The following is a 13,253-nucleotide window of genomic DNA, read 5'->3' as shown; positions in this document are numbered from 1 at the left end:
TTTGCTATTAAAACCGTATCATATTAACTTAAACCCTTAACAACAATGAAAGCAAAATCATTTTACAAGAATAACAAGCATAACAATATGGACTCTAAAGAAAAAGAAAACATCAACGAAGAAGAGTTAAAAGCACAAGACGCTCAAGACGAAACTTGTGAAGAAACAACAGAGAAAGAAGAAGAAGTTGCCCTGATAGAGGAAGAAAAACTCGCTCAGGAACTGGAAAAGGCCAACGCTGAGATTGAAGACCAGAAAGACAAGTACCTGCGTCTCTCTGCCGAGTTCGACAACTACCGTAAACGTACGATGAAAGAAAAGGCCGAACTCATCCTGAACGGCGGAGAAAAAAGCATCAGCAGCATCCTTCCTATCGTAGACGACTTTGAACGCGCCCTGAAAAACATGGAAACTGCCACCGACGTAGCTGCCGTAAAAGAAGGCGTAGAACTCATCTACAACAAGTTCATGACAGTTTTAGGCCAGAACGGCGTCAAAGTAATCGAAACCAAAGAACAACCGCTTGACACGGACTACCACGAAGCCATTGCCGTAATTCCGGCTCCCGACGAAGCTTTGAAAGGTAAGATTCTGGACTGCGTACAAACCGGTTACACACTAAACGACAAAGTAATCCGCCATGCCAAGGTAGTGGTTGGAGAATAACATACACAGTTATATGGAAAAAAGAGATTATTACGAAGTTCTGGAAGTCGAAAAGACAGCATCGGCTGAGGAGATAAAGAAAGCCTATCGTAAGAAAGCTATCCAGTATCACCCCGACAAAAACCCCGGTGACAAGGTAGCCGAGGAGAAGTTTAAAGAAGCGGCAGAAGCATACGATGTATTAAGCAATCCGGACAAGCGTGCCCGTTACGACCAATTCGGCCATGCCGGAATGAGTGGCGCTGCCGGCAACGGCGGACCGTTCGGCGGTTTCAGTGGCGGCATGTCCATGGACGACATCTTCTCCATGTTCGGTGATATATTCGGCGGACACAGCGGTGGGTTCGGCGGCGGTTTCAGCGGGTTCGGCGGATTTGGCGGCGGTGGTGCACAGCAACGCCGTTATCGCGGTTCGGACTTGCGCGTAAAGGTAAAGCTGAACCTCAAGGAAATTTCTACCGGAGTCGAAAAGAAATTCAAACTGAAAAAATATGTACCGTGCAGCCATTGTCATGGAACCGGTGCAGAAGGAGACGGCGGTGCGGAAACCTGCCCTACCTGTAAGGGCAGCGGTACGGTAATCCGCAACCAGCAGACCATCCTCGGCACAATGCAGACGCGTACCACTTGTCCTACCTGTGGTGGCGAAGGCAAGGTCATCAAGAATAAATGTAAGGAATGTGCAGGCGAAGGTATCGTTTACGGCGAAGAAGTCGTTACCGTGAAAATTCCTGCCGGTGTAGCCGAAGGCATGCAGCTCTCCATGAGCGGTAAAGGCAATGCGGGCAAACACAACGGCGTACCGGGCGACCTGCTGATTCTCATAGAGGAAGAGCAGGACAAGGAACTGATTCGCGATGAGAATGATTTGATTTACAACCTGTTGCTCAGTTTCCCGACAGCTGCATTGGGCGGTGCGGTAGAAATACCCACCATTGACGGCAAGGTTAAGGTAAAAATCGAATCGGGTACACAGCCGGGTAAAGTTCTCCGCCTGCGCGGCAAAGGACTGCCTAACGTAAACGGATACGGAACCGGAGACCTGTTGGTGAATGTCAGCGTATATGTGCCCGAAACACTGAATAAGGAAGAGAAAAAAGCGCTGGAAGAAATGGAAAGGTCGGATAACTTCAAGCCGAATACTTCTATCAAGGAGAAGATTTTCAAGAAGTTCAAGAGTTTGTTTGATTAAAAAACAATGCTTCCCGGCATAAAAAAAGCTACATTTGGAATGTAGCTTTTTTTATGCCGGGAAGAAGGTATCCTCTATTTCAACAAATGAACAAACTTTGTCGGCAACTCTGCTTTATCGGCGCAAACAAACAGCTTCTGACCTTCAGCGTCCAGTAAGAAAGATACACCACCCTGCGAAGCAATAAAAAGCTCCACACCCGCCGCTTCTTCTACAAAAACACAGCCGGGGAACAGAGGTGCAAACACTTCTTTGGTCTGTCCTTTCCACTTCTTGAATACGATTTGCATAGGACAAAATGCCATATATCCTGCTGCATGCAGGCGCTGCACTAATTTACGTTCCGACTTTGGCACCGTATACAGAACACACCAACGACTCATATCATTATTAGTCATCATATTGCTTTGTTTGCTTTTCTCCAATCTTTAAATAAATCCTTCACAAATAATATCCAGCCAACACATCCCACTCCTGCCAAGAATACAAAACCTATAAGAATCATAATCTTATTAGGCTTAGCGGCACGCAAAGGAACCGTAGCCGGTTGCACAACCGTATATACCGGAGTAATCTCCTGCACTTTGGCTCTTGCCATCTGCAATTGTCCGGAAACCTGGGTATAAACAGTATAAGCCAGCTCAACCTCGTTTTTTAAACGTTCCTGCTCAGCACGATAGCTTAACAGAACCACATTCTGGTTGGCATCAGCAAAAGTAGCATATTTTTTCTGAGCTTTCTCATAATCCGCCTTTGCTTCTTTATATAACTTTTCTGTAAAAGCTAAATCATGACGGGCTTTATTGGTACGGTAATTTGTGATATAATTCTGCAAACAATGCATCACGGTATCAGTTAACGAAGCCGAAATCAAAGGGTCCTGCATAGTAACCTCCAAAGTTGTAACCCCTGTTTTTTTATCAATCGTAACCAAGATACGCTTACTCAAAGCATCCGCCACCTTCGCCTCATCCAATGTCAGGTGGAACGGATCGATTTTTCCTTCCTTCTTCTCCGGTTTATCCTTGAATAAAGACAAGGTCCAACCCAAAGCCTTGAATGGCGCAGATATTACAGCACCCATCCATGACGAACGCTGGTATTTATCCAGATAAGCATATAAGGTCGTATCTATTTTGCCTTTCTGGTCTTTGACCCTTACATCAAACAACTCCAGCAGAAAAGGAGTTGACTTAACGATATCGGGGTACAGTTCGGGCGACAGGGCATCTTCTCCGACAGAACCGCCTAAGTTGATGCCAGCCATAGTAGCCAATGCCCCCATACTTCCGGCATTCATTTTACTTGCACTCTCGGGAGCCAATGTCACTTCCGTAGAATACTCTTTAGGAATGCTGAATCCTACAATCAAGCCAATCACTGCCGCAATACCGCATACCTTATAAAGCTTTTTACGCTCGGCCCACACTTTCTGAGCCAACTCAATCAAATCAATTTCCTGTTCCTCCGGTTTTTGCGGAGACTTTTGTATTTTACCTTCGTCCATTGTCCTTATCACTTAAAGAGATTAACCAAAGTAGCAATCATTGTGCCCAAAGTGGCAATAGAAGTACCCATACCTACCATTTCGGCCACGCTCATACGCTTACTCGGATCCTTAGTCGGGATGATAATCTCACACCCGGGCTCGATTGCCGTCTTACTACCGGAGCGTATGCGGGATACGGTACCATTCATATAAACTACAAAAGCACTGCGCTTCTTGGCATTCGAAGCATATCCGCCCGCCTGATTGATGTAGTAACGGCTGTTCTCTCCCTCTTTGTACAGTACGGTATTAGGATACATCACGGCACCGTTGATTTTCACTGTGCTTACATATTCAGGAATAAACAATACATCCCCCTCGCGCAAGACCATATCATAATCAGAACCCGGATTTTTCAAAGCCTCATCCAGATGAATACCTACCGTATATACATATAAAGTAGTTGAATCTGCACCGACCTTTATAGCCATGCGGGTGGCATCTTCCTTTCTGCGAAGCTCTTCCTCCGACATTTTACGGATAAGACGGGCTCCTCTTACATAAGCATCGGATGTAACACCACCGGCTTTAGCGACCAGGTCGCTCAAACGTTCATTCTTCTTGGACAACGCGTAAGTGCCGGTAAACAATGCCTCTCCTATTATCCCCACATTTTTCTGCTTGCGATAAGCAGGGCTTTTACGGACATACACTTCATCAAAAGGTTCCAAATAGAAATTCTCGCTCCCCGCTCCTATCAACAAGCCGTCTTTCAGGTCAAAGGTAAATGTCTGGCCTACAATATTACTGTCATCCGTGCTTTTGGGAGATTTAATACGGCGCGATACATCTATTTTCGTTGTAGAAGCCGCTTCAAGCAAGCCACCCGATTCCAAGACCAAATCCTCGATGGTCATCTTGTCGGCATAAAGATAAGTACCCGGATCAGCAACCTCACCATGGATAGTCACCGTAGGCTCTTCTTTCAGATCCTGAATGCTGGGAATATAAAGTATATCATTCTTTTGCAAAGGAATGTCCGCAACCACACCTTTCAACAAGCCTTTCAAATCTATGGAAATAACCTCGCGCGTCAAATCCTCATGTTCACGATTGATTACGGCACGATTTAGGAAAGCATCTCCACGTACACCTTCCGCTTTCTTTATCAACTGTTTCACGGTATTCACCTCTCCGCTCAGCTGATACAAGCCCTCACGGTAAACAGCACCGCGAATCTCTACACGATTCTTGAAACGGTTGAGAACGGAATCCACCGTAAGCATATCACCGTCTTCCAGGCGGAATACCGAATAATCCATTTCGTCCACATTGAAAATCTGATGCTCGCGTCCGCTCTTGCGTACAAGACGGATGGCTTTTTTATACGCATCGCCCGTAAAGCCGCCGGCATATCTCAGCAACGTTCCGATTGTTTCCGTAGGCTTCATTTCATAATACATAGGGCGCTTTACCTTACCCAATATCTGCACCAGAGTCTGATAAGGATTGACAAGAATCACATCACCGTCCTGAAGACGGATATCATCCTTCAGCCGACCTTCCATGATAAAATCGTAGATGTCCAAATCTGCAACCGTCTTTCCGTCACGTATAACTTTTATGCTTCGAAGACTACCGATTTTATTTACTCCGCCGGCCCAATACAAGGCATGGAAAACTGATGCGAATGAAGAGAGGGTGTAAGTACCCGGCACGACAACTTCACCCATAACATTCACCTGAATGGAACGGATTTCGCCTAACGTCAAATTTATTTGCGTATTGGGAGTTTCTCCCGTAACACCGGCATATATCTTGGCAAATTCGCGTTTCAAATAATCATTGGCTTCCTCTACGGTCTTTCCACTCAGATAAACCGGTCCTAACTTTGCAATTTGCACAGTACCCTCAGGCGAGATTTTTTCGCGAATCGTAGTCTGGGAAGCTCCCCAAACATCAATAATAACTTCATCGCCCGCCCCCAAACGATAATTGTCGGGCGTTGCCACATTTATATTGGGTTCAAAAGTCAGATATTCGTTATCGAAAATATTATGTCCGAAAATCTGTTGTGTAAAAGTGTCTTCCGCGCTTTTAGGACCATTATAACCATAACCCGGCTGTCCATTGTTATTCAACCCCGTTCCATATCCGTTGCGTTGCTGGGCCGATTTCGCCCGCAACCCTTTAATACTTTGCTTTTGGGAACCGAGATTATCCAAGCCTGATTCATTCTGAGAGATATTCTTGTTTTTGTTCTCGTAAGTTTTCTGCGTACGTAAACGGGAGTTCGCTTCTCCCATGAAATTGGCATTTTCCTCAGAGCTTCCGTCCGATTTGCCTGAATATTTAGACTGTATTCTCTGGATTTGTTCTTTTGTGACTCCTTTCTTCATCAATTCAACCAACATCTCCTGTTGTGTCTTCCCCTGACTCTGAGCCTCTTGCACGTACAGAATGACTTGTTCATCCGTCATTTGTTGGGCAAATACCACACTTGATACCGTAAATACCAACAAACACAATAGTATAAATTTACGCATAAGTAAGATCTTTGATTAATCTTTTAGTTATCTAGTAATGTTTTTAATTGGGGACAAAGGTAATACATTATTTTCATAATATACATTTATTTCCTTTTGAAGTTTTGGAAAAAGAATTAATTCCGGACTTCAATACAACCGATATTTTGCCACAAACACCACTTATACCAAACGGTACTTTTCCAATCATCCAATAGAGTTAAACGTCTTTACCATACGGCTTTATCCATAATATTTCCGATAAATACACAAATATAGAAAAAATGCCAGACAGAAATATTTCTAAAAAATCAGGCAATTCTTTTTGCAAATTCAAATAAAGATGTACCTTTGCACCTCGTAATCGAAAACCCATTGCCGCTATAGCTCAGTTGGTAGAGCAACGCATTCGTAACGCGTAGGTCGCCAGTTCAAGTCTGGCTAGCGGCTCTCTACAAAAACGCTGATTGTCAAATAAATAATCAGCGTTTTTCCCTTTTTAAAGCCGTCGTGCGAATAAAAACAGCATTTCTACGAATATATTTGTTCAAAAATGTATAGTGGAATTGTATTTGATTATTTAGCTATGGCAACAATCAGATTAACAGTTTTAAATTCCATTAAGGAAAGCGATGGCAGGCTTCCTGTATTGGTCTGCATATCACAAGAAAGTAAAAGGGCTTACATCAAAACTGAATTTCTTATCAACGATATTGCGGAATTCGACAACGGAAAAGTTGTTTATCGTAAAGATGCTAATACGATGAACAAAAGAATTGAGTTTGTCTTTCCTCAATTCAAAGAGAAATATGATAATATCGAAAACAAAGAATGGCTTACCGCCTTACAAATAAAACAAGTTATCATCTCAAAGAAGAAACCTACACACATATCTTTTATAGAATTTTGGAAAAGTCGTATTTCAGAATTTAAAGAAGAGGGACGAAATAGTTATGCAAAAATGAATGAGGAAACTATACGTATCTTCACAAAAGCAGAAGGTGACATACCTATTTCCGCCATTAATACGTTACTTATTGAACACTTTAAAAAATGAGATGAATTCAGAAAGATACAGAATACAGAAGTTGAAGGAAAACGTATAAACTTGGCAAAAGATATGATTTTACTATCCTTTTACCTTTGCGGAATTAATCTAAAAGATTTACTCTCCATTAATTTAAGTGGCGATACCATTACTTACGAAAGAACTAAAACAATTCACTCAAAAACAGGAAAAGGGAATATAACAATACCAATACATAACCCATCATAAATAAGTATATAAACAAGAAAGGTATATTAGATTTAGGGTATTCATATACTTACTCTAATTTACAAAAATACATCAATCTCTGCATAAAGAAACTTAAAGAACATTTGGGCATTAAACAAACGCTATGTTACTATTCCGCCCATAAGACTTTTGCCCAGTTTGCCCCTGAACTTGGTATCCCGGACGGAGTTATAGATTACTGCCTCGGGCATTCGGATAAAAGCAGAGGTGTAATCAGATACTACACAAAAGTCAAGCAGAAGCAAGCGGAGATAGCAATAAACAGAGTCATTGACTATGTAAACAACCCAGATAAGTACAAGGATTACATCGAGATGCGGGCGGATGTTATGATGATGAAAGGATAAGAAGAAACGCAATCCCCGGTATTCGAGCATATCGGGGGGTTTTCATATCAATTACCTATCATCAGCTCCCAATTATCCATAATAGTCATATCCCAATGCGGCACGTCAAATTCATTATTGACCGACACCCCATATACAGAAAGACTCTTGCCGGCACTGTCAAACTCAGTCAAAGCCGTTTCTTCTCCTTTCTGGATACGAAGATTCATAAAGTCTGTCATTTGTTCCCAATCGGTAGGACCGATGAATAATGATTCTATGAAACGCCCTTTCACGGGTGCACCAATGGCGGTATCCTTAATGCGTTCCAAATTATGATAAAGCCTCTTTGTAAGTCATGGGGTAAAGATAGCAAAATATAGTGAAAAGGGACGACTATTCAGCCAACCCTTCTACAAAGTTGTTTTTTATCTTTGAAAAACAGAATTATCAGTTGTCTGTACATTGGCCAATAAGAATTCTTCTAAAGCGGCACATTCAAAAGCCGAATCAAATGGAACCGCAATAGCTACAATATATTTAGGTGACGTGCTCCAATAAGGACTTCTAACCCGACATTTTCTTTCACCATCATAACAAAAATAACTTCCAAGCCTTCCGCCAATGGCAACGGATGATTTACCTATATATAGTACATTATCATTACCGTCCATTATCAAATAGACTCCAGATCTATCGACATATGGGTAGCATTGGGGCCAGCAGTTTTCCATATTCTCTTCCTCAGGAAACAAATCATACTTGCTACTAACTAAAAAAGGTGTAAGATTTGGGTGGCGATACTTCTTTTCGTATAATCCCACTAATTTTAAAACTTCATCTAATTTTGCCATTTCTTGATTATTCTTTTAATAACAGTCATTAGTCCACCCTTACTTGATTATTTATGAACTTGAGAGGCATCATACATCCGTTTTGTCTGAAATCCCTTTGTTATTTCTTCTTCCGAAATAATCTCTTTCGATAAGACCCAAATAATTATAGGGCTTCCATCAACTTGGTCAATTCGATTGTACACTTGCTCCAATTGCCAACCAAGTTTAGACATGAAATTCATTGCCGAAACCATTGTGCGAAACTTTATCTCTTTCCCATTTTCATCCACGAACTTATTATCTTTCAAATCCTCCTGCCCGTAATTAATTCTTACACTTACAACACCCTTCTTTAGTGAGTTTTCATCGCCTATAAGATTACAATACGTCTTATACGGAGTTTGAGCAAACAATACAATCCCAACAAAAGAAAGGAAAGCAGCTAATAAAAATCTATTCATAGTATTATACAATCAAAGTTACTCCACAAAAATACAAAGCCAAGGGAGAATTATCAAATAAAAAGTGAATAAAAAAGCCCCGACGGAAGTCGGGACAAATATATTATTTATATGATATCATTTTAAAAATCGCCTAATATTATATTATCATTGGGAGTATTCATAAAATCTTTATCATCTGTCACAAATTTAAAAGAAGAATGTCTACATAACTCTATATAGTAACTGTCGTTAAAATCTATATCCATAAAATGAGAAAGAATAGATTGAATATTTAAAGCATTAAAGTTATCTGTACATTTTTCACACAATGCTAATATTTGATTTATCGCAGCACAAATGCTTGCAACTGTATCATGATATCTTTCAGTTTTTCTATATGCTCGTTTGTAATCTAAATCCGTTTCAAACGAAACTTGCTTTACTTCATTTTTCTTCCATAAATTATAATCCAATTTAATACTAACATTCGCAAATTCAGAAATAACCAAGCTATTTATCCATATGGTAGCATTTGCCTACCGAACAGATTGTAAAAATGAAGAATATATTTTCTGTTTATTCTTGTCGTGGTTACCTATCGGACAAAACAAAAATATCCAAATATTATTGTCAAAAAAGAAATTATCCATCCTCTTAGGAGAATAATTTCTAATATCTGTGCAATTACTCTTCATTTAAAATTTCTTTTGTAGCCATGGAGAACTCTTGCTCATTCCTAAAATATTCTTTAGCTCTATCTGTTACTTTCTTGAATAATGGCAAATCCTCTTTGTTTACATTAGATAAGATTAAACGGGATGCTAATTCTTCCGAATTGAAATCATTATATAATTGCCCTATAGCAGCATTTAAAAAAGCAGAAGTCAACAAAGTTATACCAGAAAAATCAATAGTTACTTTCTGGTAACGTTCCAATAGCAAATGAATACGCTGATTAATCTTATCTCCTTCATCAGAAGATACAGCAATATCCAATACTGTATACTCATTAACTTTTAATATAGCATTTTCCTCTTTCATATTCATGGCACAAAGTTACTAAAATATATCATTCATAGTCAAATTAACCTCACTTTTTAATTGATAAAAGCAACTATCATCAAAATTGAACTCAATATTAACGATAGTTCCTGGAAAATTGTTCTTTAATATATTCATCCGTACTCGATTTCCACGATATTCCCAATATCCATTAGATGATATTATTTGCATTACCCCATTGTTTAGCTTTATAAATTCAAGAATAAGACTCAATCCTAATCCACCAGTTCTCCCTATTTTTGTAGTGTTCCCATATTTTATAGCCCAATCTATAGCCCTACAAGCATTAAATTCTTCTGATGGAAAATGAAAATCATTAACGTTCTTATGGATGGTTTGTCCTACATCAACAATTGTTATATCCAACCGAGCAGGGCTTTTACGTGGATAATATTGCCCACAAGTATGGATAAATTCACATTTTCCATGAGTTCTTGCATTTTCAAAAATTTCAAAAATGCTTTCAGTTATTTTTTTTCCAAGCAATACACTATGTTTAGGAAAGTCTGATTTTGAGAGAAGTTCTCTTTTTATATAACCGTTAAAAGCACTATCTTGATTATGCTTAAACCTCTGAAAACTAACAACAGTTCCATTGTGATTATCTGATGAATCTAAATAATTATTTCCTATAAACCCATTTCTCGTCAATATATCTATTAAAGAATTAGACATATTAGAACAAATTATTTTGACTCTATTTTTTTCCATCAATAGACCAATCGACCCCAAAACTGCACATAAATTAGCTTCAAACCAACGATTTGATGAGAAATCTAAGTCAACAGTAGTGTCACTATACTCTTTCATCTGATGATACAGTGATACCAATTGTTCATATCCTTCATAATTACTACCGATACTTGTCCCGATTTTTATTCTTGGCATACTCTGATTGTAAAATTGCCGTAAAAGTAAAAATAAAAAAAGAAATGAGAGGTATAATTCCAACAAATATTACCACTGCCATAAATCATAACTCACCCCACCCCCTACATAAAAACCACCCGAATACCCATACCCAGCCTGCAAACCAAATCCCCAACGCTTCTTCTTCGACTTAATGGGGACCGGATGATAGACGCCATTCGTTACTGCCTGATAAACCATTCTTGGATACACAGTCATACTATCCAGCCGCGGGTCTACATATCCGCTCACCACCGCACGATACAGGCTATCTTCATACACAACCCGTTTGCGATGAAGCAAGGTATCGCCTATACGTACTGTGTCATTCGGCAATATCTGCCAAAACACTGCTATCGATTTAGAAATAAGAATCGTATCAAGTTTGACAACCGTCTGTATCTTTGTTTCGGTACGGATTTCTGCCGGCAAAGGCTCGTGCGGACGAAACCACGCCGCCACACAAGCGATTGCCAGCAATACAACCAATAGCCAGGGTAGTTTTTTCATAGCTTCAGTACCTGATTCCGGTTTCTACCGTCTGCCCGATAACTCACATGCACCCAGGCGAAATTACTCTCATCAATTAACTGGTCGAAAGGAAGGTTCTTGCGGATATGCTCGAACAGTAGCTTATTCTGTTGCCTGTCTCCGGTATCAATGTCCGCCGCCTGTCCGCTCATGTGCTGGCTGGTTGTCGCACCGTCCACTGCTTTATTCAATGCCGGACAACGGTAACCGCTGTTCACAACGATAGGTTTGCCATACCATTCGCGTAGCGGGTCAAGAACGTTATCTACCAATGCAGTCAGATTGGCTTCTATATCACAGCCACATCTGTTGTCAATTCCTTTGCGGTCGGCAGTTGTCGAACGGCAAAGTTCTTTTATCGTAAAATACTTCATACATCATTTGATTTAATATAAACATACACTACATTTGCAGAAGCCTTTGTTTAAACTTTAAGTTTGTGCTAAAAAGGGAAGGGAGCCGTTGCGAAACACCTTCCTTCCCGCGAATCAATAATCACTCGGTGGCTTCCGCCTTCCACATTTCCGGACATCACACCGCTTGACTTCCATCTCGGCTTCCAGCTTTGTTTTCTCTATTTCCAGTGCAGTGTTCTTCTTGATAAGCTCATGAATGCGCTGTCTGTCTTCTTCTTTCTCCTTGTAAAGCTTGTCAATCTTGGTATTCAATTCAGCTTCCACAGTTCTTTCCTCCTCATAGCATTTTTTCCATTCTGCTGCGTAAGCGGTTATGTTGTCAGCTTCCGCCTTTCTCGCTTCCGCAACCGCCTTGCGCTTCTTTGAATCATAGAACATGAACACACCGAAAAGAGGAAGCAGGATAGTAGTGACTATCCCGCCGGTGATGTTGAACAGTTTATCCAGTTCCTCCATCATACCTTCATCCCCGTTACATGTTCATCACTCCACCCCTTGGCATTCCAACCGAGAAGAATGCCGGCAATAAACGCACCGATACTCACAATGCTTGCCCAAAACGGTACATACTGGTAATAAGCCAGCAGACCTACAATCACGGCCACCACAACAGCCAAAACAATTAGTTTCTTTTTCATCTACGAACTTTTTTAATTAAACAAAAAAAGCCCACGAACGCATCCTGTTAAAGACACATTCATGGGCGTTAACCAATAAAACATGATAAATATACTCATTTACAATCACTTTTCAGCGAAAGTAAACAAGAAATTTATGAGTAGGGAATATCTTGCCAGGAAAGGGTTGCCAAACTATGGCAGTAGAATATCAGTAGAACCTATAAAATCTACCCACATTCTACCACACGGCTAAAAGAAGGTGTGTCAAAATGCACCCCTTCTTTTTTTTACGCACAAAGCCCCGACTTTCACAAGCTGGGGCTTTGTTATTACCTAAAGATTTTGTATCTTTAAGCATAAGTTCTTTACTATGACAAAGATACATTTTCGTCCTTACAATCCCAACCAAACCGTTCTTTTTCCTCAAAGAATTGATGAGGATATTGCAGAAAACGATCCGGTGCGCATGGTTGACGCCCTGGTTGAGGGCTTGAATCTTGAAAGTTTCAGAAAGCTGTATAAGGAATGCGGCCGCAGCCCTTACCACCCCAAAATGATGCTCAAGGTCATTCTGTATGCCTATATGAACAACATCTACTCCTGCCGGAAAATTGAAAAGCTCCTTCACCGTGACATCCATTATATCTGGCTGGCCGGATATGAGGAACCGGATTTTATTACCATCAACCGTTTCCGCAACCGGGTGAAGAAGGAAATCAACGAGGTGTTTACGCAAACCGTACTTCTTCTCTCTTCCAAAGGCTTCATCAGCCTGAATGTGGAATACATTGACGGGACAAAGCTCGAATCCAAAGCCAACAAGTACACTTTCGTCTGGCGAAAAACGGTTGAGCGGAACCGTGAACGCCTGATGAAGAAGATACATGTCCTGTTAGGGCAGATAGACGATGTCATTGCCCGGGAGAAGTCATCAGAGAACA

18 protein-coding genes and 1 tRNA gene are annotated in these 13,253 nt (G+C 40.7%); 6 read left to right on the top strand and 13 right to left on the bottom strand.

Annotated features, from left to right (window positions below; genetic code table 11):
- Positions 1-45 precede the first annotated feature (45 nt).
- Both H8S52_RS14205 and dnaJ read left to right on the top strand, forming a co-directional pair.
- Positions 46-666, top strand: a complete 621-nt coding sequence (locus tag H8S52_RS14205) for a nucleotide exchange factor GrpE (RefSeq protein ID WP_186910070.1) — start codon at positions 46-48, stop codon at positions 664-666.
- Between the two features lie 13 nt (positions 667-679).
- Entirely contained in the window at positions 680-1,858 is a 1,179-nt protein-coding gene (gene dnaJ / locus H8S52_RS14200) for a molecular chaperone DnaJ (protein ID WP_186910069.1), read from the top strand.
- A gap of 74 nt (positions 1,859-1,932) precedes the next feature.
- Here dnaJ and H8S52_RS14195 read toward each other — a convergent pair whose 3' ends face one another.
- Genes H8S52_RS14195 through H8S52_RS14185 form a run of 3 tightly spaced genes read right to left on the bottom strand, consistent with a single transcriptional unit; the run spans position 1,933 to position 5,893 of the window.
- Positions 1,933-2,259 (bottom strand): UpxY family transcription antiterminator, encoded by a 327-nt coding sequence (locus H8S52_RS14195; RefSeq protein WP_186910068.1) that lies wholly within the window; start codon positions 2,257-2,259, stop codon positions 1,933-1,935.
- Positions 2,256-3,365 (bottom strand): Wzz/FepE/Etk N-terminal domain-containing protein, encoded by a 1,110-nt coding sequence (locus tag H8S52_RS14190; RefSeq protein WP_186910067.1) that lies wholly within the window; start codon positions 3,363-3,365, stop codon positions 2,256-2,258. Before H8S52_RS14190 ends, H8S52_RS14195 begins: the two co-directional genes overlap by 4 nt.
- Positions 3,366-3,373: 8 nt before the next feature.
- Entirely contained in the window at positions 3,374-5,893 is a 2,520-nt protein-coding gene (locus H8S52_RS14185) for an SLBB domain-containing protein (protein WP_186910066.1), read from the bottom strand.
- 356 nt (positions 5,894-6,249) lie between these two features.
- Between H8S52_RS14185 and H8S52_RS14180 the strand changes: the two genes are divergently transcribed.
- From H8S52_RS14180 to H8S52_RS19990, 3 genes are all read left to right on the top strand, one after another.
- Positions 6,250-6,322 (top strand) — tRNA-Thr (locus tag H8S52_RS14180).
- A 136-nt stretch (positions 6,323-6,458) separates the two neighbouring features.
- Positions 6,459-6,929: a hypothetical protein gene (locus tag H8S52_RS19995; protein ID WP_255470081.1), complete on the top strand. Its 471-nt coding sequence runs from the start codon at positions 6,459-6,461 to the stop codon at positions 6,927-6,929.
- A 323-nt stretch (positions 6,930-7,252) separates the two neighbouring features.
- Entirely contained in the window at positions 7,253-7,516 is a 264-nt protein-coding gene (locus H8S52_RS19990) for a hypothetical protein (RefSeq protein WP_255470080.1), read from the top strand.
- A 47-nt stretch (positions 7,517-7,563) separates the two neighbouring features.
- Here the strand turns inward: H8S52_RS19990 and H8S52_RS14170 are convergent, their stop codons facing one another.
- The 10 genes from H8S52_RS14170 to H8S52_RS14125 form a co-directional block, all read right to left on the bottom strand.
- Complete coding sequence (locus tag H8S52_RS14170; RefSeq protein WP_255470079.1) at positions 7,564-7,827, bottom strand: hypothetical protein; 264 nt, start codon at positions 7,825-7,827, stop codon at positions 7,564-7,566.
- A gap of 96 nt (positions 7,828-7,923) precedes the next feature.
- On the bottom strand, positions 7,924-8,349 hold the full coding sequence (locus H8S52_RS14165) for a GIY-YIG nuclease family protein (RefSeq protein WP_186910065.1): 426 nt from the start codon (positions 8,347-8,349) through the stop codon (positions 7,924-7,926).
- 47 nt (positions 8,350-8,396) lie between these two features.
- Positions 8,397-8,792 (bottom strand): hypothetical protein, encoded by a 396-nt coding sequence (locus H8S52_RS14160; protein WP_186910064.1) that lies wholly within the window; start codon positions 8,790-8,792, stop codon positions 8,397-8,399.
- A 122-nt stretch (positions 8,793-8,914) separates the two neighbouring features.
- Entirely contained in the window at positions 8,915-9,283 is a 369-nt protein-coding gene (locus H8S52_RS14155; protein WP_186910063.1) for a hypothetical protein, read from the bottom strand.
- 175 nt (positions 9,284-9,458) lie between these two features.
- Positions 9,459-9,821, bottom strand: coding sequence for an STAS-like domain-containing protein (locus tag H8S52_RS14150; RefSeq protein ID WP_186910062.1), 363 nt, complete (start codon positions 9,819-9,821; stop codon positions 9,459-9,461).
- A gap of 12 nt (positions 9,822-9,833) precedes the next feature.
- Positions 9,834-10,724 (bottom strand): ATP-binding protein, encoded by an 891-nt coding sequence (locus tag H8S52_RS14145; RefSeq protein ID WP_186910061.1) that lies wholly within the window; start codon positions 10,722-10,724, stop codon positions 9,834-9,836.
- 69 nt (positions 10,725-10,793) lie between these two features.
- On the bottom strand, positions 10,794-11,255 hold the full coding sequence (locus H8S52_RS14140; protein WP_186910060.1) for a DUF6808 domain-containing protein: 462 nt from the start codon (positions 11,253-11,255) through the stop codon (positions 10,794-10,796).
- Positions 11,252-11,650, bottom strand: a complete 399-nt coding sequence (locus H8S52_RS14135) for a D-Ala-D-Ala carboxypeptidase family metallohydrolase (RefSeq protein ID WP_186910059.1) — start codon at positions 11,648-11,650, stop codon at positions 11,252-11,254. Before H8S52_RS14135 ends, H8S52_RS14140 begins: the two co-directional genes overlap by 4 nt.
- Positions 11,651-11,764: 114 nt before the next feature.
- Positions 11,765-12,151, bottom strand: a complete 387-nt coding sequence (locus tag H8S52_RS14130; RefSeq protein WP_186910058.1) for a hypothetical protein — start codon at positions 12,149-12,151, stop codon at positions 11,765-11,767.
- Positions 12,148-12,330: a hypothetical protein gene (locus tag H8S52_RS14125; RefSeq protein WP_186910057.1), complete on the bottom strand. Its 183-nt coding sequence runs from the start codon at positions 12,328-12,330 to the stop codon at positions 12,148-12,150. Before H8S52_RS14125 ends, H8S52_RS14130 begins: the two co-directional genes overlap by 4 nt.
- Before the next feature lie 352 nt (positions 12,331-12,682).
- Between H8S52_RS14125 and H8S52_RS14120 the strand changes: the two genes are divergently transcribed.
- A partial coding sequence (locus H8S52_RS14120; protein WP_186910056.1) for a transposase occupies positions 12,683-13,253 on the top strand: 571 nt, incomplete at its 3' end.

The organism is Bacteroides sp. NSJ-48 (assembly GCF_014287405.1).
Lineage (GTDB): Bacteria > Bacteroidota > Bacteroidia > Bacteroidales > Bacteroidaceae > Bacteroides > Bacteroides stercoris.
This window is presented reverse-complemented; position numbering and strand designations above follow the sequence as displayed.